General features: G+C 65.7%; 20 protein-coding genes. 12 read left to right on the top strand and 8 right to left on the bottom strand.

Features of this window, described 5'->3' with window-relative positions; all coding sequences use genetic code 11:
* The first annotated feature begins 44 nt into the window (after positions 1-44).
* The 7 genes from glmU (at position 45) to pth (ending at position 5,906) form a co-directional block, all read left to right on the top strand.
* Positions 45-1,496: a bifunctional UDP-N-acetylglucosamine diphosphorylase/glucosamine-1-phosphate N-acetyltransferase GlmU gene (gene glmU / locus H7J86_RS25210; RefSeq protein ID WP_090362413.1), complete on the top strand. Its 1,452-nt coding sequence runs from the start codon at positions 45-47 to the stop codon at positions 1,494-1,496.
* 87 nt (positions 1,497-1,583) lie between these two features.
* Positions 1,584-2,564 (top strand): ribose-phosphate diphosphokinase, encoded by a 981-nt coding sequence (locus H7J86_RS25205; protein ID WP_090362410.1) that lies wholly within the window; start codon positions 1,584-1,586, stop codon positions 2,562-2,564.
* Between the two features lie 31 nt (positions 2,565-2,595).
* The gene (arsC, locus tag H7J86_RS25200) at positions 2,596-2,937 is read left to right on the top strand and encodes an arsenate reductase (glutaredoxin) (protein ID WP_187096778.1); all 342 of its coding nucleotides are present in this window, start codon (positions 2,596-2,598) and stop codon (positions 2,935-2,937) included.
* A 2-nt stretch (positions 2,938-2,939) separates the two neighbouring features.
* Complete coding sequence (locus tag H7J86_RS25195) at positions 2,940-3,626, top strand: LpqN/LpqT family lipoprotein (protein ID WP_267294464.1); 687 nt, start codon at positions 2,940-2,942, stop codon at positions 3,624-3,626.
* Positions 3,627-3,677: 51 nt separating this feature from the next.
* Positions 3,678-4,541 (top strand): oxidoreductase, encoded by an 864-nt coding sequence (locus tag H7J86_RS25190; RefSeq protein ID WP_187096779.1) that lies wholly within the window; start codon positions 3,678-3,680, stop codon positions 4,539-4,541.
* A 139-nt stretch (positions 4,542-4,680) separates the two neighbouring features.
* On the top strand, positions 4,681-5,328 hold the full coding sequence (locus H7J86_RS25185; protein WP_090362402.1) for a 50S ribosomal protein L25/general stress protein Ctc: 648 nt from the start codon (positions 4,681-4,683) through the stop codon (positions 5,326-5,328).
* A 2-nt stretch (positions 5,329-5,330) separates the two neighbouring features.
* Positions 5,331-5,906: an aminoacyl-tRNA hydrolase gene (gene pth, locus H7J86_RS25180; protein ID WP_187096780.1), complete on the top strand. Its 576-nt coding sequence runs from the start codon at positions 5,331-5,333 to the stop codon at positions 5,904-5,906.
* An 81-nt stretch (positions 5,907-5,987) separates the two neighbouring features.
* Here the strand turns inward: pth and H7J86_RS25175 are convergent, their stop codons facing one another.
* A complete protein-coding gene (locus tag H7J86_RS25175) occupies positions 5,988-12,737 on the bottom strand; it encodes a cadherin-like domain-containing protein (RefSeq protein ID WP_267294299.1) in 6,750 nt (2,249 codons plus the stop codon).
* Between the two features lie 79 nt (positions 12,738-12,816).
* On the opposite strand from H7J86_RS25175, the gene H7J86_RS25170 reads away from it, so the two are divergent.
* A complete protein-coding gene (locus H7J86_RS25170) occupies positions 12,817-13,314 on the top strand; it encodes a hypothetical protein (RefSeq protein ID WP_267294297.1) in 498 nt (165 codons plus the stop codon).
* Between the two features lie 190 nt (positions 13,315-13,504).
* Here H7J86_RS25170 and H7J86_RS25165 read toward each other — a convergent pair whose 3' ends face one another.
* Positions 13,505-14,344 (bottom strand): ABC transporter permease, encoded by an 840-nt coding sequence (locus tag H7J86_RS25165; RefSeq protein WP_267294295.1) that lies wholly within the window; start codon positions 14,342-14,344, stop codon positions 13,505-13,507.
* Positions 14,341-15,330, bottom strand: coding sequence for an ATP-binding cassette domain-containing protein (locus H7J86_RS25160; protein WP_372517330.1), 990 nt, complete (start codon positions 15,328-15,330; stop codon positions 14,341-14,343). Before H7J86_RS25160 ends, H7J86_RS25165 begins: the two co-directional genes overlap by 4 nt.
* 99 nt (positions 15,331-15,429) lie before the next feature.
* On the opposite strand from H7J86_RS25160, the gene H7J86_RS25155 reads away from it, so the two are divergent.
* Positions 15,430-15,948, top strand: a complete 519-nt coding sequence (locus H7J86_RS25155; protein WP_267294290.1) for a DUF6611 family protein — start codon at positions 15,430-15,432, stop codon at positions 15,946-15,948.
* Here the strand turns inward: H7J86_RS25155 and H7J86_RS25150 are convergent.
* Positions 15,915-16,580 (bottom strand): DUF998 domain-containing protein, encoded by a 666-nt coding sequence (locus H7J86_RS25150; protein WP_267294288.1) that lies wholly within the window; start codon positions 16,578-16,580, stop codon positions 15,915-15,917. The two genes, H7J86_RS25155 and H7J86_RS25150, sit on opposite strands and share 34 nt — an antisense overlap.
* Positions 16,581-16,605: 25 nt before the next feature.
* A complete protein-coding gene (locus H7J86_RS25145; protein WP_267294286.1) occupies positions 16,606-17,640 on the bottom strand; it encodes a 4Fe-4S binding protein in 1,035 nt (344 codons plus the stop codon).
* A 246-nt stretch (positions 17,641-17,886) separates the two neighbouring features.
* Here H7J86_RS25145 and H7J86_RS25140 point away from each other — a divergent pair, with 246 nt between their 5' ends.
* Positions 17,887-18,372, top strand: a complete 486-nt coding sequence (locus H7J86_RS25140) for a MaoC family dehydratase (RefSeq protein ID WP_090362379.1) — start codon at positions 17,887-17,889, stop codon at positions 18,370-18,372.
* 67 nt (positions 18,373-18,439) lie between these two features.
* On the top strand, positions 18,440-18,664 hold the full coding sequence (locus H7J86_RS25135) for a DUF1737 domain-containing protein (RefSeq protein WP_267294284.1): 225 nt from the start codon (positions 18,440-18,442) through the stop codon (positions 18,662-18,664).
* A 48-nt stretch (positions 18,665-18,712) separates the two neighbouring features.
* Here the strand turns inward: H7J86_RS25135 and H7J86_RS25130 are convergent, their stop codons facing one another.
* Both H7J86_RS25130 and H7J86_RS25125 read right to left on the bottom strand, forming a co-directional pair.
* Positions 18,713-20,350: a fatty acyl-AMP ligase gene (locus H7J86_RS25130; protein ID WP_090362371.1), complete on the bottom strand. Its 1,638-nt coding sequence runs from the start codon at positions 20,348-20,350 to the stop codon at positions 18,713-18,715.
* Positions 20,351-20,629: 279 nt separating this feature from the next.
* Positions 20,630-21,586, bottom strand: coding sequence for a 4-(cytidine 5'-diphospho)-2-C-methyl-D-erythritol kinase (locus H7J86_RS25125; RefSeq protein WP_267294282.1), 957 nt, complete (start codon positions 21,584-21,586; stop codon positions 20,630-20,632).
* 60 nt (positions 21,587-21,646) lie between these two features.
* On the opposite strand from H7J86_RS25125, the gene H7J86_RS25120 reads away from it, so the two are divergent.
* Complete coding sequence (locus H7J86_RS25120; RefSeq protein WP_267294280.1) at positions 21,647-22,411, top strand: serine/threonine-protein kinase; 765 nt, start codon at positions 21,647-21,649, stop codon at positions 22,409-22,411.
* Here H7J86_RS25120 and H7J86_RS25115 read toward each other — a convergent pair.
* Positions 22,401-23,387 carry an asparaginase gene (locus tag H7J86_RS25115; RefSeq protein WP_267294462.1) on the bottom strand — a complete coding sequence of 329 codons (987 nt, stop codon included), beginning with the start codon at positions 23,385-23,387 and terminating at the stop codon, positions 22,401-22,403. The two genes, H7J86_RS25120 and H7J86_RS25115, sit on opposite strands and share 11 nt — an antisense overlap.

The following is a 23,387-nucleotide window of genomic DNA, read 5'->3' as shown; positions in this document are numbered from 1 at the left end:
CAGACGGAACATCGACCCGCGGGTCCGGACATCTGGAGACAGGGATGACCAACATGCACGGCGAGTCCGCTGTGGTGATTCTGGCTGCCGGAGCGGGCACCCGGATGAAGTCCAGCACTCCCAAGGTGCTGCACCCCCTGGGCGGGCGCAGCATGCTCGCCCACGCGCTGCTCGCCGTCACCCCGCTGGAACCCAGCCATATCGTGGTCGTCGTCGGCCACGGCCGTGACCTGGTAGGCGCGGAGGTGGCGCAGGTCGCCGAGCGGGCCGGCCGCCCGATCCTCACCGCGGTGCAGGACGAGCAACTCGGGACCGGGCACGCGGTCGGGGTCGGCCTGGCCGTGCTGCCCGACGATTTCACCGGCACCGTCGTGGTCACCTCCGGGGACGTACCGCTGCTCGACAGCGAGACGCTGGCCGCGCTGGTGAGCACGCACGGCCGCGGCGGAGCCACCATCCTGACCACCACACTGGCGGACCCGACCGGCTACGGGCGCATCGTGCGCGATGAGGCGGGCGCGGTGCTGGCCATCGTCGAACAGGCCGACGCCGATGCCGCCCAGCGCGCGATCGCCGAGGTGAACTCCGGCGTCTACGCGTTCGACGCGGCCGCGCTGCGGTCCGCGCTGAGCCGGCTGCGCGCCGACAACGCCCAGCAGGAGCTCTACCTCACCGACGCCATCGCCCTGGTCCGCGGTGACGGGCTGCCGGTGCGGGCCCAACACGTCGCCGACACCGCCCTGGTGGCCGGGGTCAACGATCGGGTCCAGCTCTCCGCACTGGCCGCCGAGCTCAACCGCCGCATCATCGAGCGCCATCAGCGCAACGGGGTCACGGTGATCGACCCGGCGACCACCTGGATCGACGCCGACGTCGAGATCGGACCCGACACCGTCGTGCAGCCGGGCACCCAGCTGCTCGGGGCCACCGCGATCGGCTCGGGCTGCACCATCGGTCCCGACACCACCCTCACGTCCATGGAGGTGGGCGACGGTGCCTCTGTCATCCGCACCCACGGCGAACTGTCGGTGATCGGCGCGGGCGCCACCGTCGGCCCGTTCACCTATCTGCGACCGGGTACCGAGCTGGGTGCGGCGGGCAAGCTCGGCGCCTTCGTCGAGACCAAGAACTCGGTGATCGGCGAAGGCACCAAGGTGCCGCACCTGACCTATGTCGGTGACGCCGATATCGGCGAGCACAGCAATATCGGAGCCTCCAGCGTCTTCGTCAACTACGACGGCGAGACGAAGCGCCGCACCACCATCGGTTCCCATGTGCGCACCGGCTCGGACACCATGTTCGTCGCGCCCGTCACCGTCGGCGACGGTGCCTACACCGGTGCCGGCACCGTACTGCGCGAGGATGTGCCGCCCGGTGCGCTGGCGGTCTCCGACAACACCCAACGCACCATCGAAGGATGGGTGCTGCGCAAGCGGCCGACGAGCGCCTCGGCCGAGGCCGCACGCAAGGCCGGGGCCGCCGAACCCGACGCCTGATGTTCGTAATCTGGTAACCCGGGGACGCGGGACGGTTACTGGCCCGTACGATTGGCGCGTAATCGACCCGACTGGCGAAGGCGACAGATGAGCCACGACTGGACCGACAACCGCAAGAACCTGATGCTCTTCTCGGGTCGGGCTCACCCCGAGCTGGCCGAGCAGGTGGCCAAGGAACTCGACGTACCGGTGACCGCGCAGACCGCGCGGGACTTCGCCAACGGTGAGATCTTCGTCCGCTTCGACGAATCGGTGCGCGGCTGCGACGCGTTCGTGCTGCAGAGCCATCCCGCGCCGCTGAACCAGTGGCTGATGGAACAGCTCATCATGATCGATGCGCTCAAGCGCGGCAGCGCCAAGCGCATCACCGCGATCCTGCCGTTCTACCCGTACGCCCGCCAGGACAAGAAGCACCGCGGCCGCGAGCCCATCTCCGCCCGCCTGGTCGCCGATCTGTACAAGACCGCGGGTGCGGACCGCATCGTCACCGTGGACCTGCACACCGACCAGATCCAGGGCTTCTTCGACGGTCCGGTGGACCATATGCGCGCCCAGAAGCTGCTCACCGGGTACATCGCCGAGAACTACGCCGACGCCGACAAGGTCGTCGTCTCCCCCGACTCGGGCCGCGTCCGGGTCGCCGAGAAATGGGCCGACTCCCTCGGTGGCGTGCCGCTGGCCTTCATCCACAAGACCCGCGACCCGCTGGTGCCCAACCAGGTGAAGTCCAACCGGGTCGTCGGTGAGGTCAAGGGCAAGACCTGCATCCTGACCGACGACATGATCGACACCGGCGGCACCATCGCGGGCGCGGTCAAGCTGCTGCGCGAGGACGGCGCCAAGGACGTCATCATCGCCGCGACGCACGGCGTGCTCTCGGACCCGGCCGCGCAGCGCCTGGCCGACTGCGGTGCGCGTGAGGTGATCGTCACCAACACGCTGCCCATCGGCGAGGAGAAGCGCTTCCCGCAGCTCACCGTGCTGTCCATCGCACCGTTGCTGGCCAACACCATCCGCGCGGTCTTCGACAACGGCTCGGTCACCGGCCTCTTCGACGGGTCCGCGTAGCGACGAACGCCTGCCCGAGGAGCAATCAGCCATGGTGGCGACGATTTTTCACAACCCGAAATGCTCGACCTCGCGCAAGACGCTCGACCTGTTGCGCGAGAACGGTATCGAGCCGGAGATCGTGCTGTACCTGAAGACCCCGCCGTCGCGCGCCGAGCTGGCCACGCTGATCGCCGATGCCGGTATCCCGGTCCGCGAGGCGGTGCGCAAACGCGAATCGCTCTACACCGAACTGGGCCTGGCCGACGCATCGGATGACGAACTGCTCGACGCGATGGCCGAACACCCGATCCTCATCGAGCGGCCCCTGGTGGTGACCGACAAAGGGACCCGGCTGGCACGGCCGATCGAGCGCGTGCGCGACATCCTGTGAGGATCGCGGTCGCCCTGGCGGCGCTGGCCGTCCTGCTGGCCGGCTGCGGTGACGACACCCCGGATTACAAGTCGATCTGGACCACCCCGACGACGACCACCTCCAGCGCCGATCCCAGCGCCGCACCGAAGCCGGTGCCGCTGTCGGCCTACCTGGAAAGCGTCGGCGTCACCGGCGATCCCGTCGCGCCGGAGAAGATCACCGACCTGACCGTCGACCTGCCGCGGCCGGCCGGCTGGCAGGCCTACAGCAACGTCAACCTCTCGCCGGGCACCCGGGTGATCGCCAAGGGCGACACCTATCCGACGGCGATGCTGATGGTGTTCAAACTGACCGGGAACTTCGATATCGCCGAGGCCCTCAAGCACGCCGACGCCGACGCGCAGTTGTCGCAGAACTTCACGAAGCTCAACGGGTCGACCGAGAACTTCCGCGGCTTCCCGTCGTCGATGATCGAGGGCACCTACGACCTCAACGGGCGGCGGATGCAGAGCTACAACCGGATCATCATCGCGACCGGAGGGAGCGGTTCGGCTGGAGCGACCGGTACCCCACCGAAGACGCCGCCGGGCGCTCCCGGTCAGCGCTACCTGATCCAGCTGACCATCACCAGCTACGCCGAAGAGGCGCAGAAGCAGGGCAAAGACATCGAGGGCATCATCTCCGGGTTCAAGGTCGCCGCCAAGTAGGTTTGGCCGGGCCGCAGCGCTGCGACCCGGGGATTGGCTACTGTTCCCGGCATGAACTGGACAGCCGCAGATCTGCCCTCCTTCGCCGGGCGCCGGGTCATCGTCACCGGAGCCAACAGCGGGCTCGGCTTGGTCACCGCCCGTGAGCTGGCCCGGGTCGGGGCCTCGGTCACGCTGGCGGTGCGCAACCTGGACAAGGGCCATGCCGCCGCCGCACAGATGACCGGCGATGTCACCGTCGCCAGACTCGATCTGCAGAGCCTGGACTCGATCCGGGAGTTCGCGACCGGGGTCGACGGGGTCGATGTGCTGGTGAACAACGCCGGCATCATGGCGGTGCCGTTCGCGCTGACCGCCGACGGATTCGAGAGCCAGATCGGCACCAACCACCTCGGCCATTTCGCACTGACCAACCTGCTGCTACCCAAGATCACCGACCGGGTGGTGACGGTGGCCTCGCTGATGCACCTGATCGGATGGATCGATCTCAAGGACCTGAACTGGAAGTCCCGGCCCTACCTGGCCTGGCCGGCCTACGGCCAATCCAAGCTGGCCAATCTGCTGTTCACCAGCGCCCTGCAGCGCCGGTTGGCCGCCGCCGGTTCCCCGGTGCGGGCCATCGCCGCGCACCCCGGCTACTCGGCGACCAATCTGCAGGGCCAGACCGGGAACGCCGTCGGCACCAAGGTGTGGTTGGCGGCGAACAAGATCGCCACCGATGCCGACTTCGGCGCCAGGCAGACGTTGTTCGCCGTGTCCCAGGACGTGCCCGGTGACAGCTTCATCGGCCCGAAGTTCGGGATGCGGGGACCGACCGGCCCCGGTCCGCGTAGCCCACTGGCTCGCTCGGTGCGCACCGCCGAGGGGCTGTGGCAGCTGTCTGCGCAGCTCACGGGCACTGAATTTCAGATCTGAGCCCGTCATCGGCTACCCTTGCTCACGTCACGGCGAGGGTTGGTCGACATCTGTCAATGCAGAAGACCACCGTTATCGACGGGAACCCACTTCGTTGGACCCTGGCCGTGTGTGAACCGGTTTACAGGAGGACCAACACATGGCCAAGAACTCGGCCCCCAACAAGCTGACCGCCGACGTGCGCACCCGCACGGGCAAGGGCGCCTCGCGCCAGGCCCGCCGTGACGGCAAGGTCCCCACCGTGCTGTACGGCCACGGCGAGGATCCGCAGCACCTGGAGCTCAACGCGCGTGACTTCGCCGCCGTGCTGCGCCACTCGGGCACCAACGCCATCCTGACCCTCGATATCGCGGGCAAGGAGCAGCTGGCGCTGACCAAGGCGATCGTCATCCACCCGATCCGCCGCAACATCGTGCACGCCGATCTGTTGGTCGTGCGCCGCGGCGAGAAGGTGACCGTCGATATCGCGGTCGTCGTCGAGGGCGAGGCCGTGCCGGGCACCCTGGTCACCCAGGACGCCAACACCATTCAGGTGGAGGCCGAGGCGATGTCCATCCCCGAGCAGGTGACCGTGTCGGTCGAGGGCCTCGAGGCAGGTACCCAGATCACCGCCGGCCAGATCGAGCTGCCCAAGGGTGTCAGCCTGATCGTCGACCCGGAGACCCTGGTGGTCAACGTCGTCGCCGCGCCGACCGCCGAGGACTTGAACGCCGAGGGCGCCGGCGAGACCGCCGCTGCCGGTGGGGCTGCCGCGGAGCCTGCCGCCGAAGCCGAGTCCGCCGAATAGTTTTGGCCGAGCCGTTACTGGTGGTTGGGCTCGGTAACCCCGGGCCCAACTACGCCAAAACCCGGCACAATGTCGGCTTCATGGTGGCCGACATCCTGGCCGACCGGATCGGCTCGGGTTTCAAGGTGCACAAGCGATCCGGCGCCGAGGTGGCCACCGGCCGCCTCGGCGGCCGGTCCGTGGTGCTGGCCAAACCACGGGTGTACATGAACGAGTCCGGCCGTCAGGTCGGGCCGTTGGCCAAGTTCTACTCCGTGGCACCCGCCGATATCGTGGTGCTGCACGATGAGCTCGATATCGACTTCGGCCGGATCCGGCTCAAGCTCGGCGGCGGCGAAGGCGGCCACAACGGCCTGCGCTCGGTGGCAGCCGCGCTGGGCACCAAGGACTTTCAGCGGGTGCGCATCGGCATCGGCCGACCGCCCGGGCGCAAGGATCCCGCGGCCTTCGTGCTGGAGACCTTCAACTCTGTCGAGCGTCCTGAGGTTCCGCTGCTCTGCGAGAACGCCGCCGACGCGACGGAGCTTCTGCTTCGGGTTGGTGTCGAGGCCGCCCAGAACACCGTGCACGCCTGGTAGGTTGGCACGGCGCATCTCAAATACTCGGCACGACGCGGTATCTGACCTGATCGTGACGTCAATACGCCTCAATAGCAAGCACTAATGCCCGTAAGAGATAGTTTTTGTACCAATGATTGTTCCCTTCAGACTTCTGACCGCATCCCGCACCGCTTTGTACTTTGATTTTGCGAGATCGTCTACGAGGCCAGCCAGTTTCGCGTATCCACCCATCGAATGGTGGTCCAGCGGATTCAGACTGTTTGTGTAGCTGCCCTGCACTCTATTGCCGCTGTTCAAGGTTCCCTTGATCGGATCAATGAAGTAGTTGGGCACCGGGTCACCAAGATCTTCGATATGGATCCGAGGATAGGATCCCGGCCAGGTAATAACGGGTGATCCGAACGTCACCAAGCCAGCCACGCGGTACTTACCCGAGTCGGCAATATTCTGGGCCAACATACCGCCTTTACTAAAACCAATCAGTACCAGTTCGACCGGCTCAGGACTCGAAGCGATCGCGTTGTCAATAGCATTAAATACGGCCTTGTCCTCATTGAGCAACGTCCGGTACTTGAGTGCATTAGCCCACGAGAACAAATTGTTGGGCTCGACTCCGCCAATATATACAGCGAGACGGACCTTCCCATCATCTCCTCGAATCTTGTCGATTTGAACATTGTCACTGTCGGGAAGTCGCTTCGCCAACCCTTCAAGAGTGCCGTCGTTCTTAATGACTGAGACCGTCTTGCTTACTATCGGTTTCGTTGTCGGAGCAACTCCAGATACGCCAGTACCTATAATCGAGACCGCGCTCCCCCCGCCGCCAGCTAGTACAGCGTAGACAAAACGACCGTCCGGACTAACCGCTACTCCAGCTGCGTACCCAACCGAAACAGTGTCAATAACTACCTTCTTGTCAGTGTCAATCACAGAAACCGTGCCACTACCAAAATTGGTCACATACGCACGGTGGCTTTTCGGGCTCACAGCCACCCATTCCGGACCGGAGCCGACCGGGATTGACGTCACCGCATTGTTGTGCGCTGAATCGATCACTGACACCGTGCCACTGCTTAGATTAGCGACGTAGATGTCAGTACCGTTCACTGCCACGCCGTATGGGTAGTTTCCCACTTGAACCGACGTGACGGAATTACCGTGGGCTGTATCGATTACAGACACGGAATTGCTGCCCGCGTTGGCGATGTATACGAACCGATTGTCGGTACTCACCGCCACCCCCAGAGGGCTGGAGCCTACTGGGACGGTGTCGATCACGTTGTTGCCATGCACCGCGTCGATCACAGAAACGGTACCGCTGTTCTGATTGGCAACATACACAAATTTGCCATCCGAACTCACCGCTACGCCGAATGGACCACCCCCGACCTGAACAGTGCTAACCCGAGGTTGGATAACGGGATTGGTGACGTTGGACATGTCGATCACTGACACCGTATTACTGCCGCGGTTCGTGACGTACACAAAGTTGCCACGTACGGCCACGCCAATCGAATCACTGCCAACTGGCACCGTCGTGACTCGGTAATTATTCGCAGTGTCTACTATCGACAGCGTGCCACTGGATTCGTTAGCCACGTAGACATATCGACCGTCCGCAGCCACGCCTTCCGGGTCGCCGCCAACATAAACAGGTTCACCAATAACGCCGGCAGCTTTTGATGCGGCCTTCGCAGCTAATGCAGCAGCCGATCGACCCGTAAGCCCAGCAGAATCGACGACGTGTACCGCGGTGGTGTATTGGCCGTCGCCTCCCTCGAAGTACACCGATTGGTACAACAGTCCGTCTGCGCCGACCACCACCGAACCAGAAGCGTGCCCGATGAACGGATCACTTATGGGGGTCAAGCCTGAAGCGTCGACCGCCAGTACCACCGTGAAGTCAGTCTGGGTCGCGAAATCGAATCTACTCACCGACTGATACACGGTGCCGGTCTCGCCGAAAACTACCGGGGCGTTTGGGATGCCCTCGTAAACAGCCGTTTCGACGTCAGTCGGGGAAATGATTGCGACCATCGTGTTGTAATCGTGCGTCGTCGGATCAAGGACGGCGAGCGTCTGATAGGCGGCGCCACTTGCGCCGATCACCACACCTGCGATTCGTTCGCCAATCGCGGGATCGCCTGGATAGCCTACGAACTCATGCACGTCGGCCCCAGTCGCCGACACCACCACCACCTGGGTGACTCCGGTACCGGGATCGTAGGTTGTTTGATATGCGACGCCGTCGGGCCCAGCCACAATCGCGCCCACTGGCCGCCCTGCCATATCAACTGTACGAATCGACCCGTCCTCGAATCTGTTCATCACGTACGTGGTCACGCCACCGGACTCGGAGTCAGGATCGCCGGAAACAGTCTGGTAAACGGAACCGTCATCGCCGATGACCACCGGCATGAGGTCTCCGCCAGCACTGAACACAGAACCCGATATGCCGTCGAACACCACATCGAAGCCGCCACTGGCGATCTTGGCGATCGTGGTGGTCGTCGCGCCCGTCTCGGCGTCTACCACCAAGATCGCTTGATAGACCGCACCGTCGCTTGCCACCTGAGGGCTACCGAGCGGCAGGCCAGGAAGCACGGCGGGCAACGTCACGAACTTCTTGCCGTTGAACACGGCAACCGCAGCCCCGAATGCATACGCGTCTGTTCCTGCGTCTACAGCGATCGCCTGGTAGACGGTGCCATTCGCAGCAATAGCCACCGAACCCGTGGCGTAACCGTCGATCGTGTAGGTCTTGAAGCCGGCTGCGGTGAGTACCCCGACGCGCGTCGTGATCTTGGAGTTGACGGCTTCTATCTCGACCGTCGTCACGTATACGGTTCCATTAGGCCCGACCACGACGTTTGCACTACCGGGAGCGGTTGCCGCAGGTGCACCGGCAACTTCGTAGGTTGCCACGCCGCCCGGCTTGATGGCGAGAAGCGTTGTGGTGTCTGTGGAATCCGCATTCTGTCTGACGGTGACCTGGTAGGCATTACCGCCTGTTCCCACCACCACCGAACCGGCCGGCGAGCCCGCGTACAGCCCCGTGAACGTCGACCCGCCGCCGGGTGAGATGACCAGAACTCCCGTCAGCGGAGCGCCCGTGGTCCCGTCTTGGCCATTGATCGTCTGGTAGGCAACACCATTCGACCCGACAACCACCGGACCCGTTGCGATGCCGGCGACATACGACAGGGTGGTCGTTCCGTCGGCAGCGATCACCGCGACCGTCGTGGTCGACGCACCCGAGACCGGATCAGTGCTCACCACCGTCTGATGGACAACGCCGCCTGACACCACCAGCCCGCCCGAAGCACCAAGGCCGACGGGCACTCCCTTAATCGCCGAACCCAACGCGGTTGGATCGGGAGCCGAAATCGGGGCTGCGCTGATCACCGCGATGGCCGACCCCTGGGCCCCGGTGTACGCGACGTACACGGTCCCGTCGCCACCGATGGTGAGATCTGTGGGGTTCGACGCCGACGGGAGGCTGATCGTCCGAATCACGTTCCCTGCCGTGTCGAGGACATCCACAGCCGCGTTGGTCGCGTCAGTGACGTACGCCGCGCCGTTGGCGCCGAATGAGATAGACCAGGGCGCTCCCCCAAGGTCAAAGGTACTCGCAAGCGAGCCATCCGAATTCACCACCCTGACGACACCAAGCGCCGGCTTAGTCAGGAAGAGGCGGCCGCCGGACCCCAGCGCGAGGCCCGCCACACCGGAGTCGTCACCGTCCTCCAGGACGCTGATCGTGATGAGATGGTTCACTGACCCGTCTGCATTGAAGACAGCGACGGAGTCGTTGTTCCAGTTCGCTACGTAGACATGACCGGCGTCATCGACTGTCAAAGCGCTCGCAGGATCTGCGGTCTGCGCGAACAGACCCACCGAGTATCCGTGGGCCGGGTCGATGACGACAATGACCCCATGCCCGGATTCCGCTGCGAGATCATCGGCGGAGTCGGCCGTCTCGCCGCTGACGAAGACGCGTCCGTCCGGGCCGATCGCAATGTCATATGCCGTACTGAACGCCGAGGGGATCACCGATGCGACGTCGACAGTCGCGGCGTAGCTCCCATCGTGGTTCAGGACCACCACGTTGCCCGCCGAACCTGACTGGTAGGTGGTGAAATAGAACCGCCCGTCGGAGCCGATCGCCAACCCCTGGTTTCCGAGGTCAGCGTTGTCGGCGTCGGTCAGAACGCCCACGTTGAAGGTCGCGGACGGTGCGATCTCGGCGACGACGGTGATGGGGATCGACAACTTGCCGTCCGATGCCGTAACGGTGAAGGTGGCCTGATCGATCCCTGGCGAGGTCCACGCATTGAAGCGGGCCTGCGCTGTCGGCCGGAAGGTGAACAGTCCGGTCTTGGCATCGACCGTGGCAACACCCAAAGCCGCATCCGGAGGTGTGGCAAGACTGTAAGTGAGGTCGTCGCGCTCCGGATCTGTCGCGTGGACGACACCAATCACCAATCCGGACAGCGCATCGGTCTTCCCGATCGTCGACTGACCGTTGGTCGGCCCTTCGTCGACGTGACTGACGGGCACGATATCGACCTTCACTTTGACGGTGTCGGTGCCGCCGTGTCCATCAGACACGGTGATCGTGAAGCTGTCGGCCTTCGCGGACTTGCTGGCCTTGAGCGCGCTCGCGGCCGCCCACGCAGCGGCGGTGGGGGTGTAGATAAAGCTGTCGGTGTTGTTGTCGTAGGTGATGGTTCCCTTTTTGGTGGATGCAGGTCCACTCAGGGTGAAATCGTCACCGTCGGCATCAATTGCTGTGATCGAACCCCAGGTCCTGCCGTTGTTGAGATTGACGAAATCGATTGTCGCCGCAGTCTTATCTGGAACCTTGTTGGCAGGTTTGATGGCCACCGTCACCGGCACGTCATGGCTGCCACCGTGCCCGTCATCGACGGTCACGGTAAAGACGTCCGTCTTGGATGCTCCGGAAACCGCCGCGTCGTGGCGGGCTTGAGGCGTGGGCGTGAAGACGAACCGCCCCTTGGCGTCGATCGTCACGTCACCCTTGGCCGGGTCTGATGCCGTATAGGTCAGTACGTCTTTGTCCTTATCGGACCCGGTCACCGTGCCCTTCACGACTCCGGACGAACTCGGCTTACCCGCTTTGGCTTTCCCGGTCGGATCGATGTTCAACGGCGCGATGTCCACCGTGAGATCCTGCGTGAGAACACCCCGGCGCCCATCGGAAATGGTGACCAGGAATGTCTCGGAAGTCGTTCCCGCCAAGCCAGTGGCCGCCGCGTGGCGCGCAGCCGCGGTCGGCGTGTAGGTGAAGCTCCCGTCGGCGTTGAAGACTATGGACCCCTTGGCCGGCACAGCCGAGAACGTCAAAGGATCGCCGTTGGAGTCGGTGACGGTCAGATGCCCGGTGACTACGCCGTCGGCGTTAGGTGCATTGACGACGGGGGCATGCGCCACCGGGAAATCGTTGTGCGGTACAAGCGAAATGATCTGCAGCTGATCATCGTCGCCGTAGTAGTACAGCTCCATCCCGTCCGGCGAAAGCACCGCACGGGGATAGAAATCGGTCGTGGTGGCTGTGACAGGTGTCGTGGTCAAGACGGCGGCCGTCCGAGTGTCGATCGCCACCACCGTGTTGTTCACGGTGTCGACCGCGAGCAGGACGGACCCGTCACCGTTGATGGTCAAGCCACCCAGGGTTTCAGCATAGGTGTCGATGGTGCCCACAACCTTGTATGTCTTGGTGTCGATTCCGCTGATGGTGCCTTCGCCGACCTCATTCAGATAGGCGCGGGTGCCGTCCGGGCTCAGCTCCACATCAGTGAAATACGTCCCTGTCGCAATGACTTTGGCGCTGCTGGATGATGACGAGAAGACGTACAGACCGGAGAGCACGACATCGGGATCGTCGGTCGGCATGTCTGCGATGACGTACACTTTCTTCCCGTCCGCCGCGACTTCGATGTCATAAAACGTGGGGACGGCGCCGGGCAGCTTTACTGTGCCTGCGACCTTGCCGCTGGCGGTACTGACCTTGGCGACCGAGGCTACCTGGTTACCGTTCTTGTCGTAGGTCAGCGTGGTGACGTACAACGTCTTGCCATTCGGGCTGACGGCGACACTGACCGGGTAGCGCTCCTTCAGATCGAAGGTCGAGGCGACCGCTCCGGTCGTGGTGTCGATGACCGCGACGTGATCGGTGTAGTCGAGGCTGACGTAGAGCTTCTTGCCGTCGGGTGCGAGCACGGCCGAAATCGGCTCGGCCTCAAGTTCTATGGTGCCCAACACCGCGCGATTAATCGTGTCGACGACAGTGATTGTCTTGTCGTCATAGTTGGTCAAGTAAGCCCGACTATCGGTGGCCACCACGCCGGTCACGTTCTTGCCGGTGGCCAACACACCGGCGTCGGTGATCGGTGTGGGCGCGATGGTCACACGTAAAGTGGCGACCTGATTGTTGGCCTTGACACCATCGGAGACCGTCACACCGAACTCGACGACTCCGGCACCACCCAGACCGGCGATCAGCCGCTGCGCCGCGGTCGGAGTGAACGTGAACGCACCGGTCTTGTTGTCGAGCACCAGCTTGCCCTCAGCTGGCGGAGCCACCACGGTGTACGACAGCTTCTTGCCCTCGGGATCAGTCGCGACGACCTTGCCGGTCACCGCACCCGTCGTCGGGTCCGCTGCCGAATAGGTCGGCGCTCCGACGACCGGCGGCGCATTCACCGCGGTGGCCGCCTGTGCGGTGCTCAACGGCGTGCCGCTATCCTCCGGTTTCGCACCGGTCAGCAGCGTCTCCACTTCACGACGGGCCGCAGCCAGAGCGACCCAGACGGTCGGCGATTCCACCGGAACGCCTGGCCCGCCAGAGCTGTTGAACGGGTCGGTGACGGCGGACAGTACCGCTACGGCCAGATCCTTCTGCTCCTTGGGCTGGACCGGCGTTGAAACCTGCTCCGGTGCCTCGGTCGCCGTTGCAGGCGCACTCACCGACACCGCCGGCGCAGTGGTTGCGGCCGATGTGGTCGCCTGCGAGCTAGGGGGCGTCGAGTCGGTGTCGGTTTCGGTCTCTTTTTTAGGTTTCGTCGTAGTGGTAGGAGCGTCGGAGGAGGTAGTCGCCTTTGGCGACTTTCTCTTCGGTTTCGGCAGGTGGGAACGTTTCGGTGTACTGCCGGACTCGACCACTCCGGACGTGCTGTCGGGGACCGAAGATTCCGGCTTGGTAGTGGTGGGCGCTGTCGACGACCCCGACGTCTCGGTTCCGGAACCAGGGGCCGATCCGCTCGAGCTCTCGTTGCTCGACGACGGCGCGCTCGACGAAGACTCCGAGTCGGACGTGTCCGCCCACGCGGGTACCGCGGCGATCGCCGAACCTATCCCCAGCGCGACCGCCAGCGCACCCACCCGGCCGACATGCTTCGCATAACCCATGACATCCCCTGTCTGAGGACACGTTTCACCCCACGCTGGACCTCGGGTCAGCGCGGCAGTTCGCGGGATGTCACGGTCTGATGGCAGTTCAACAGCAAGTTCGCAGCGAAACTACCAGGGAGTTGCCAGTCGGTTTGCTAGGAAATTGACTTTGGGGATAATTTCATCCGAACGGCCTACAAGCCTCAGTCCGAGGTCCGTCGCGCGTAGGCCCGCAGCGCGAACGGGGCCAGCACGGCCGTCATCGCCAGCGACCAGAGGATGGTGGCCAGTACCGGGTGGTGCAGGGGCAACTGGGCATCCGGCGGCGCCGCGGGGCCATTGCCCCACAGCTCCCGCATGGCCTGCGCCAGCGAGGACACCGGGTTCCATTCGGCGGCCACCCGAAGCCAGCGCGGCATCGGTTCGGTGGGCGCGAAGGTGTTGGCCAGGAACGTGATCGGGAACAGCACGGTGAACATCACCCCGTTGACGGCCTCGACCGAGCGCATCAGCGAACCGACCAGGATGCCGAACCAGATCATCCCGAACCCGAACACCAGGATCAGCGCGAACGCCAACACCGCGTCCCCGACACCGCCGCGGATCCGCCATCCGATACACAGGCCGGTGATCGCCATGACGACGATGCCGATCGACGAATGGATGAGGCTGGCAATGCTGCGGCCGATCAGCACCGAGGAGCGCCGGATGGGCAGCGAGCGGAACCGGTCGATCACCCCCTTCTCGGCGTCGGCGGTGATGCCGGATGCGACGACGAACGCGGTGAACACGATGGTCTGCGCCTGGATACCGGGCAGCAGGAACTCACGGTAGGACGCCCCGCCCCTGGTGGCGATGGACGCCCCGAACACGAACGCGAACAGCAGCACGAACATGATCGGCTGCACCGTCACGTCACTGAGCATCTCGGGCATCCGCTTGGTGTGGATCATGTTGCGCTTCACCATGATCCAAGACTGCTGCGCGATATTCGTCGGCCGCACCGCCGGGTGCGCGATGGCCTTCTCGGATACGGCGGTCATGCCTGCGCCTCCTCGGCGGTCTCGGCGCGATGCCCCGTCAGCGACAGGAAGACGTCATCCAGGCTGGGCCGGGACAACCCGATGTCGTCGATCTTGATGCCGCTGTCCCGCAGCCAGTTGGCCACCCGGGTCAGGTCGTCGATACCGTCGGCCGCCGCGGTCAGCTGCCGGGCACCCACGTCGACATGCACCTCGGTGCCGGACCGGGCCACCAGGTCACGCGCGGTCGGCAGGTCGGCGGCGTGCGACACCGTGACCACCAGGCTGGCGTTGCCGGCCTGCTCCTTCAGTTGCAGCGGTGTCCCTTCGGCGATGATCCGGCCGTGATCGATGACGACGATATCGTCGGCGAGTTGGTCGGCCTCCTCCAGATACTGCGTGGTGAGCAGCAGCGTGGTACCGCCGGCCACGAGCTCGCGCAGCACCTCCCACAGGTCGCTGCGGCTGCGCGGATCCAGTCCGGTGGTCGGTTCGTCGAGGAACAACACCGGCGGCGCGGCGATCAGGCTGACCGCCAGGTCGAGGCGGCGCCGCATCCCGCCGGAATACGAGCGCACCGGCCGGTCTCCGGCTGCCACCAGATCGAACTGCTCGAGCAGGCGATCCCCCAGTGACCTGAGGTCCTTGCGGCCGATCCCGTACAGGCCGCCGATCATCCGGATGTTCTCCCGGCCGGTGAGCAGTTCGTCGACGGTGGCGGCCTGTCCGGTGAGCCCCATGTTGCGCCGCACCATATCGGGCTGGGTCCGCACGTCGTATCCGGCGACCCGCGCGGTACCACTGGTGGGTTCCGACAGCGTGGTCATCATCCGCACCGTGGTGGTCTTGCCCGCGCCGTTGGGACCCAGCAGCCCGAGCACGGCGCCTTGGGGCACCGTGAAGCTCACCCCGTCGACGGCCCGATTGTCGCCGAACTCTTTGACGAGTTCGATCGCCTCGATCGCCGGTGGGGTCATGGCCTCAACCGTAGCGAGGTGCCCCGACATCTCACCAATGCTTTTGACGGCGTCAAGATCGGCGCCCAGCCCGTAAAGATTCCGTTCACGACGCCGCCGGGGCCCCGAACCGGGCGTAGACCTGAGGACATGAGCGCCACCACGCAGACCACTCGCTGGCATCGCCTCCTCGACGGCGACCGCACGTGGGGGTCGTTGAACATCTCCCTGACCCGCCACGGCATCACCCGCTACCGACTGGTGGTGTTCCCGCCCGGACTGTCCTGCGAGCAGCGTCGGCAGCTGCGGGTGTGGCGGGCCTGGCCGACATGGGGTCTGGTGCTGTGGCTGGTGCTGGAGGTGGCGCTGTTACCGACGGCGGGAACAGGTGGCGCGCTGACGATAGCCACCTTCGTCGCCCTGTCGGCGGGAGCCGTCTCGATGGCATTCGTCGACCAGTTCCGCCGCGAGGTCCGGACGCTGGCCGTGCTGCGGATGGCCGGGGTCAACGATCGCGAGAGTGCCGAGTTGTCCGCCGAACTGAAGGGGCACGCCACCGCGCTGGCCCTCGCCGATCGAGAACTGGCCGCCGGTGAGATCTCCGCCGCCGACCACGAGTCGGTGGTGTGGCGGGTCTACGACGGGATGGCCCGCACCTCAGCGGCCTGAGGGGCCCCGCGGATCAGCCACACCGCCAGGGCGATCACCGCGGCGACCTCGAACCCGGCGATCCCCCGCTCCACCAACCCCAGCGGGATGATCCGCCACCACGCCTGCCCCGCCACCACGCCCACCGCGATCGCGCCGAACAGCACGCTCAGCCAGCCGACCGAACCCCACGCCAGCCAGCGCGCCAGCCGCGCCCACACGTCTCGGCCGCGGGCGATCAGCAGTACCGCCACCGGAAGCGCCACGAACGCGAGCAACGTCGCGACCCGGTGCACGGTTCCGCTGGCACTGGGTCCAACCGCCCAGTTGTGCTTGGGAAAGGCCACCACACCCAGCAGCCCGACCACCCAGAGCACCATCAGCACCGATCCGACCGACAGCGGCGGTAGCCGGCCGGCATGAATCAAACCGGCCAGCAGCAGCGCCGACCCGGCCGCCAGCGCCAGGACCGCGATCACGAACAGCCAACCACCGGCGGTGAACACATACTCGGAGATGGTGGCCCGCCGCAATGTCCTGCCGCGCAAGGGCTCTCCACCCAGTACGGCATCGAGCGCCAGCACGGCCAACAGGGACGATGCCGCCCCGAATACCGCGATCCAGCCGAACACCACATGAAGACGCCGGTTCATCGAACCAGCCTACTGATCGGCGACGTCAGCGCCCTCGGATTCCACTGTCGACGACCTTGACCGTCTTGTGCGGGTAGCGCTTCTCGGCATGGGCCTTGGCCGCGGAGTTCGGCAGGACGTAGAGCGTCTCCTTCTTCTCCTGCAGGGGTTTGAGCACCAGATCCATGAAGCCCTTGCGGTCGTCGAGGTAGGGCTCGATCACATCCTCGCCGGCAGGGCAGACGGCCAGACAGTAGGCCGCCTTGTAGTTGGCCTTGAACGACAGGCTCTGCCACATCGAGGCGTTCTCCGAATCACTGACCCTGGACCGGAAATCCGCGGCGTCGGCGCTGTCGGCGATGGTCTGTGCCCAATCGGTGAACCCGCCCATGAACTCGCGGTAGTTGTGCACCGAGCATGCCACGAAGTCGAACTCCCCATCTTTTCCGATAGCCCCCACCGGGCAGGCTGCGACGCACAGCTTGCATTCCAGACACGGCGAATAGTCCAGCGGTTCACCGTATTCGGATATCGGTGCCCCCACCAGCAGGGTGGCCAGGATGATGAAGTTGCCGAACTTCGGGTGAATGACGTTGCGGTGGATGCCCATCACACCCAGCCCGGAGGCCACGGCCACCGGCTTGTGCGCGATCACCCAGATCCGCCCGGGGAACTTGTCCATCTCCATCGGGAACGTCGCCGACGGGTTGATCACCCGGTACCCGGTGTCCTCCAGCGCCCGGGTGACACGGTGTGCGGTCTCGTTGATGATCTCGCCGGTGCGGTGGAACTCCTGATTGGCCACGCTGCGCTCCGCCGAGCGGACATTGTCCCGGTTCATCTTCACCACCAGCGAGATGTAGCTGCGCACTCCGGCCAATGCCGTTTCGGCGTACTCGCGTTCGGAGGCCAGCGCGGGGTCGTCGAACGAGGCGAACGCGACATCGTCGGCCCCGGCATCCAGACACAGCCGGCGCAGCCAGTCCGCGTCGATCACCGGCGGCACCGGTGCGGCGGTCCGGGCGCGGACCGCACGCACGGTGGGATGTTCGGCCAGGCGCGCGGGGAGTTTGTCCGTCACGTAGCTGAATATAGTTCACTAAACTCAGCTGGGCAATGCGGCGGCCCGCTGTGGGCGGGCTTCGGTCGATGAATGCAGCGAGCAGCGCGCGCAAAAAGCCTGGTAAACAACCTATTTCGGGTTGGCGATCGGGGTGCCGAGGTCCATATCCAGATCAGATTTCTCATCGCCGATCTATCCATCAATCGGATCGTCCGAGTGTGCGAGACTCGATGCTCGCTGACGACGAGGGAGCGACAGACATCCATGACCGAGCTGGGACCGTTCGACCCGACCGCATATGCCATCGTGCCCGCACGAACCTTCGACGAGCTAGAGGTCGGCGAGGTGTTCCGGGCACCGAGCCGGACGCTGACCGACGCGCACGCCGCCGCCTTCCAGACCGTCTCGGCCGACAACCATCCGGTGCACTACGACGCCGAATGGGCACGGGCACACGGTCATTCGGCGCCGGTGGTGCACGGCCTACAGGTCCTGGCGTTCACCGCACCCGGTGCCACCCTTTTTCCGCATGTGATCGGCGAGGTCTTCATCCGATTCAAGAGCGTCACCTGCGAGTTCCTCGGCGAGGTGCACGCCGGGGACACGCTCTACTCCCAACTGACCATCAGCGAACTCGTACCCGACGGCCCGGAGGGCATCGTGAAAGCCGATGCCACAGTGCACAATCAGCGCGGTGAGCTGGTCCTGTCCGGGACACACACCTACGTCTTGAAGCGCGACGACGCGTAGGCGACGTTTCTCGCCGGACGCGGGCGTGCACAAGGGGCCGCGGCCCGGCTGTGCGACAGTACGTTGCATGAGTGATCGGTTTCCGCGGTACCGGGTTCTGACGGGTCCAGATGACGCCGTTTTCTGCGCGCGGGTGAGCGAGGCCCTCGATCTGGGATACCAGCTGCACGGCGGGCCCGCCCTGACGTGGACGGGCGCCGGCGTGGTCGTCGCCCAGGCAGTGATCTGGCACGGGCCCGGCGATCCGCCGGTGCGTGAACCGGCGAGCACGTCGTCCACCACCGCCGAATAGCCTCCCGGCGAGACCTGCCGCGAACGGGCGGTCAGGTCAACCGGCGAGCTATCCGGTGACCAGCGCGACCGAGTTGGCGCGACGCAGCTTGCCCGACGGGGTCTTCGGGATGGTGCCCGGGCCCAGCACGACGACGTTGCGCGGGCGGACGTCCACCTCGGTCACCACCTCGTGTGCGACCTGGTGCTCGATCCGGCGCACCGCGACCGGGTCCTGGTAGGCGTTGGACTCGACGGCCACCGCGAAGGTCTCGCGCGAATGGCCGGCATCGAGGCGCACCGCGACGGCGCAGCCGGGGCGCACGCCCTCGACGCGACCGGCGGCCCGCTCGATATCCGTCGGGTAAATGTTGCGCCCGGCCATGATGATGACGTCCTTCACCCGGCCGCACACGACGATGTTGCCCTCGTCGGTGATGTAGCCGAGGTCGCCGGTGTCGTACCAGCCGTGCTCGTCCTGGGTGGGCAGGAACCCGGCCATGGTGATGTAGCCGGGGGTCACCGACTCACCCCGCAGCTGGATCACGCCGACACCGCGAGTCGGCAGCACCGCCCCGTCCTCGTCGACGACACGGGCTTCCAGATCCTTGAGCAGCGGACCGAGCGAGGCCAGCCGGCGGGTGTTGCCCTTGCTGGCCGGCACGGCGCGGCGCAGCGCGGCCAGCAGATCGGCGTCGACCTCGTCGACCACCAGACCGGCGTTGCACGGGGAGAACGACACCGCCAGGCAGGTCTCAGCCATGCCGTAGGCCGGCAGGATGGCCGACGGCTGCAGCCCGAACGGCTTGCCGGCGTCGATCAGGTCCTCGACGTCGGCCGGTTCGACGGGCTCGGCACCGGACAGCGCGAAGCGCAGGGTGGACAGATCGAACTCGCCCGGCTTGGCCTGGCGGCGCAACCGCTTGGCGAACAGCGCGTACGCGAAGTTCGGGGCCGCCGTCATGGTGCCCTTGTACTTGTCGATCAGGCGCGCCCACAGCAGGGTGTCGCGCAGGAAGTCCATCGGCGTGACCTTGACCAGCTCGGCGCCGAAGTACATCGGAATGGTGAGGAAGCCGACCATGCCCATGTCGTGGAAGCAGGGCAGCCAGCTGACCATGACGTCCTTGTCGACGTCGTATTGGGCGCCGATGAACATGGCCTCGGCGTTGGAGAAGATGTTGCGGTGCGTGATCTGCACGGCCTTGGGGGAACCGGTGGACCCGGAGGTCAGCTGCATCAGGGCCAGGTCGTCCTCGTCGGTCTCGACGGGGTCGATCGGATCGGCGGCCAGCAGATCCGCGACCTTGAGCACCTTGATGCCCTTTTCCTCCAGCACCGGGATGGCGACGACGAAGGGCTCGGAGATGATGACGGCCTTGAGCTCGATCATCCCGATGACGGTCATGGTGTCCTCGGCCCAGACGGCGAGGTCGGTACGCGGGGTGGGCTGGTGCAGCATGGTCAAGCTGGCGCCGCGCATCCACACGCCCTGGGCGGTGGGAGCGATCTCGACGGGGAAACCGGCCAGGACGCCGACGGAGTCGGCGGGACCGATGCCGGCGGCGGCGAGGCCACCGGCGATGCGGCGGGCGCGCTCGTGGACCTCACCCCAGGTGTGGCGGACGGGCTCGTAAGGCTCACCGGTCACCATGCCCCGCTCGCTCTCCCGGGCATTGCGGTACATCTTGTCGGTAAATCGGCTCACGGCAACCTCCTGAATGTCTGGAAGCGCGTCGCCGGCGACGTCGACCCCAGTGTCATTGCACGTTTCCCTATATTCCGCCTGCTAGCACGCACTATTCGAGAGGCGCGCGCACACAATTGGGAAGCAGTTATGTCTCAAAACGGTGATGGTCCAGCTGATCCAGTTCCCCCGAACGGCTCTGTCGCGTGGGGAACGACCGGATCGCGCTATTTTCCACCGTCAGCCATCTTAAGAGACCCTTAAGTAACTGCCAAACTGTCGCGAGAATTGAGGGATGGCTCACACTTCGGCGATGACCCGCGCCCCCGGCACCGGGCCGCTGGCCACCCGCACCGTGCGGCACACACCGGCACCGGATAACGCCGCGCCGACCTGCACCGCCCCCTCCTCTGATTCGCAGAGAAAAGCGCAGGTGGGACCGGACCCCGAGACCAGGCCCGCCAGGGCTCCGGCCTCCGTACCGGCACGCAATGTGCGGCGCAGATCCGGGCGCAGGCTCAGCGCGGCCGGCTGCAGATCGTTGCCCAGCAGTGCCCCGAGTTCGCGCGGGTCGCCGGACGACAGCGCCGCGAGCACCGGCTCGACATCGTCCAAGCGCGGCGGCGCATCCCGGTTCGGGGTACCACGCAGCCGGTCGATCTCCCCGAACACCGCGGGCGTGGACAAGCCCTTCTCCGCGAACGCCAGTACCCAGTGGAACGTGCTGCGGGCCAGCACCGTGGCCAGTTGCTCACCGCGGCCCGTTCCCAGCGCCGTCCCGCCGTGCAGGGCGAAGGGCACGTCGCTGCCCAGCTTGGCCGCCAGGGTGTGCAGATCGCGGCGGGCCACACCCAGTTCCCACAGGGTGTTCATGGCGACCAGAACCGCGGCCGCGTCGGCACTGCCGCCGGCCATACCTCCGGCCACCGGGATGGACTTCGCGATCGAGATCGCGACATCGGGTGCACGGCCGACGTGCTCGGCCATCAGTTCGGCCGCCCGCCAGGCCAGGTTGCGGTTGTCGGTGGGCAGCCCGGCCACACCCTCGCCCGACATCTCAATCGACAGCAGGTCGGCGTTGCGGACCGTCACCTCGTCGAACAGGGAGACGGCGTGGAAAAGGGTGGTCAGCTCGTGGTAGCGGTCGTCCCGCAGGTCGCCGACCTCGAGATAGAGATTGACCTTGCCGGGCACCCGCACGGTGACGGAACCCGTAGGCACCCATTCGGACGCGGTGTTTCCGTCGGAGGAGGGCACAGGTCGACATTATTCGCCCACCACCCGCGGGAGCGAAGCGACCGGGGGAATAGTGGAAGCGTGCGATTCGGCGGCTATGAGCCCGACGAGCTCCTCGGGCACGGCGGCTACGCGTCGGTGTACCGCGCCCACCACCGCGACGGCGGTGCGGACGTCGCGCTCAAGGTCGCCCGCGCGCACCGCCACCGGCTGGCTCGTGAGTTCGCCTTCGCCGCACGGCTCGACCACCCCCATATCGTGCGGATGCACCGGCTCGGCGACGGCTGGCTGACGATGGAACTGGCCCGCGGCGGGACGGTGACACACCTGCCCGGCCGCGAGGACCGGTTGCGAGCGCTGACCGAGATCGCCGGGGCTCTCGACCACGCCCACCGCCGCGGCATCGTGCACTGCGATGTCAAACCCTCGAATATTCTGCTGTCCCGCGAGGATCCGCAAAGCCCCGCCGTGCTGGTCGATTTCGGCAGCGCGCACGCCCTGGCCGAGGACGTCTGGCATCACCCGGGCCGCGCGGATGCGTCGCTGCCCTATGCCGCGCCGGAGCTGCTCACCGGCCACCCACCGTCGGCCGCCACCGACGAGTACGCGCTGGCCTGCGCGTGCATCGAATTCGTCATCGGCACAACACCATTCGCCGCAGACACGGCCATGGACCTGGTCGAACAGCACCTGCACGCGCCCGTGCCGCGCTACCACGGACGCGTTGACGGGATACCGCACGCTTTCGATGCCATCGTGGCCAAGGCCATGGCGAAGGACCCGGACGCGCGCTATCGGTCCTGTACCGAATTCATGGTCCTGATCGCTCGCGCGCTCAGCCGGTGAACTCCCCCGCGATCTCACGCTGGACGAACTCGGTGAGCGCGTCCCCGGTCAGGCCCATGCCGGTGCCCAAAGAGACCTTCACATAAGCGGTTTCGGCGCGCATCCGATGGAAGGGAATCAACCCCGCGGCGGCAAAGCCGGTCACCGACTCGTAGGCGGCGACATCCGAGGGGACGGGGCCGAGGAAGATCGGCACCCCGGCCGCGCGACAACGCCGCGCGAATTCCGTGATATCGGTGGGCCCGGACGGGTCGACGGTGCACGCGGTACCGGAGTGATAGGTCTCATGCACCACGGCGTCGAAGCCGGTCGGATCGACCGCCCGGTAATCGAGTCCGGGATACGGGCGCAGGAACAGCACGCGCGCACCGAATCGGACGGCCCCCACCGGCCAGGGCGGCGACGCGGGCGACATGGGTGGCAACCGATCCAGATCGGCGATATCGACCTCGCCGTCGCTGTGCACGAAATGCCGGATCGGCGTGGACGGCTGTAACCGCGCGCCGGCATGCACCAGCCGGCGACCGTCGGGATTGCGGAACGTGACGAAGACGCCGCCACCGGGCACCGCGTCTATCACCTCGAGCGCATCGCGGAAATTGCTGTGCCCGTTGGCATTCGGATGATCGAGGGGTCTGTTGCTGGCGACCACCACCACCGGAACCGTCAGGTGGCACAGCGCAAAGGCCAGCGCGGTGGCCCCGTAGGACAGGGTGTCGGTTCCGTGGGTGATGACCACCCCGGTGTGGTGTGGCCGGATCGCCGCGGTGACCGCGGCCGCCATCGCGGTCCAGTCCGAAGGCCGGGCGTTCTCGCTGAGCAGCGACAGCGGCTCGATCACGTCGAAAGTCGACGTGTCGTCGTATGCCTGGAACAGCAGCCGGGTCTGGCCGGGGGCCAGCCCGATCACGTCACCGGAGCGCCGTGAACCAATCGTGCCGCCGGTGAAGACGACGAGAACAGCTCCTGTGGCGAT

This window comes from Mycobacterium hackensackense (assembly GCF_025822555.1).
Lineage (GTDB): Bacteria > Actinomycetota > Actinomycetes > Mycobacteriales > Mycobacteriaceae > Mycobacterium > Mycobacterium fluoranthenivorans.
The sequence above is the reverse complement of the archived record's forward strand: the minus strand, read 5'-3'. Positions and strand labels throughout refer to the sequence as shown.

Bases quoted from the DNA above. Each gene is read 5' to 3' on its own strand.
- glmU (WP_090362413.1), top strand. From the start codon at position 45: ATGACCAACATGCACGGCGAGTCCGCTGTGGTGATTCTGGCTGCCGGA.
- H7J86_RS25205 (WP_090362410.1), top strand. From the start codon at position 1,584: ATGAGCCACGACTGGACCGACAACCGCAAGAACCTGATGCTCTTCTCG.
- arsC (WP_187096778.1), top strand. From the start codon at position 2,596: ATGGTGGCGACGATTTTTCACAACCCGAAATGCTCGACCTCGCGCAAG.
- H7J86_RS25190 (WP_187096779.1), top strand. From the start codon at position 3,678: ATGAACTGGACAGCCGCAGATCTGCCCTCCTTCGCCGGGCGCCGGGTC.
- H7J86_RS25185 (WP_090362402.1), top strand. From the start codon at position 4,681: ATGGCCAAGAACTCGGCCCCCAACAAGCTGACCGCCGACGTGCGCACC.
- H7J86_RS25165 (WP_267294295.1), bottom strand. From the start codon at position 14,344: ATGACCGCCGTATCCGAGAAGGCCATCGCGCACCCGGCGGTGCGGCCG.
- H7J86_RS25160 (WP_372517330.1), bottom strand. From the start codon at position 15,330: ATGTCGGGGCACCTCGCTACGGTTGAGGCCATGACCCCACCGGCGATC.
- H7J86_RS25155 (WP_267294290.1), top strand. From the start codon at position 15,430: ATGAGCGCCACCACGCAGACCACTCGCTGGCATCGCCTCCTCGACGGC.
- H7J86_RS25150 (WP_267294288.1), bottom strand. From the start codon at position 16,580: ATGAACCGGCGTCTTCATGTGGTGTTCGGCTGGATCGCGGTATTCGGG.
- H7J86_RS25140 (WP_090362379.1), top strand. From the start codon at position 17,887: ATGACCGAGCTGGGACCGTTCGACCCGACCGCATATGCCATCGTGCCC.
- H7J86_RS25135 (WP_267294284.1), top strand. From the start codon at position 18,440: ATGAGTGATCGGTTTCCGCGGTACCGGGTTCTGACGGGTCCAGATGAC.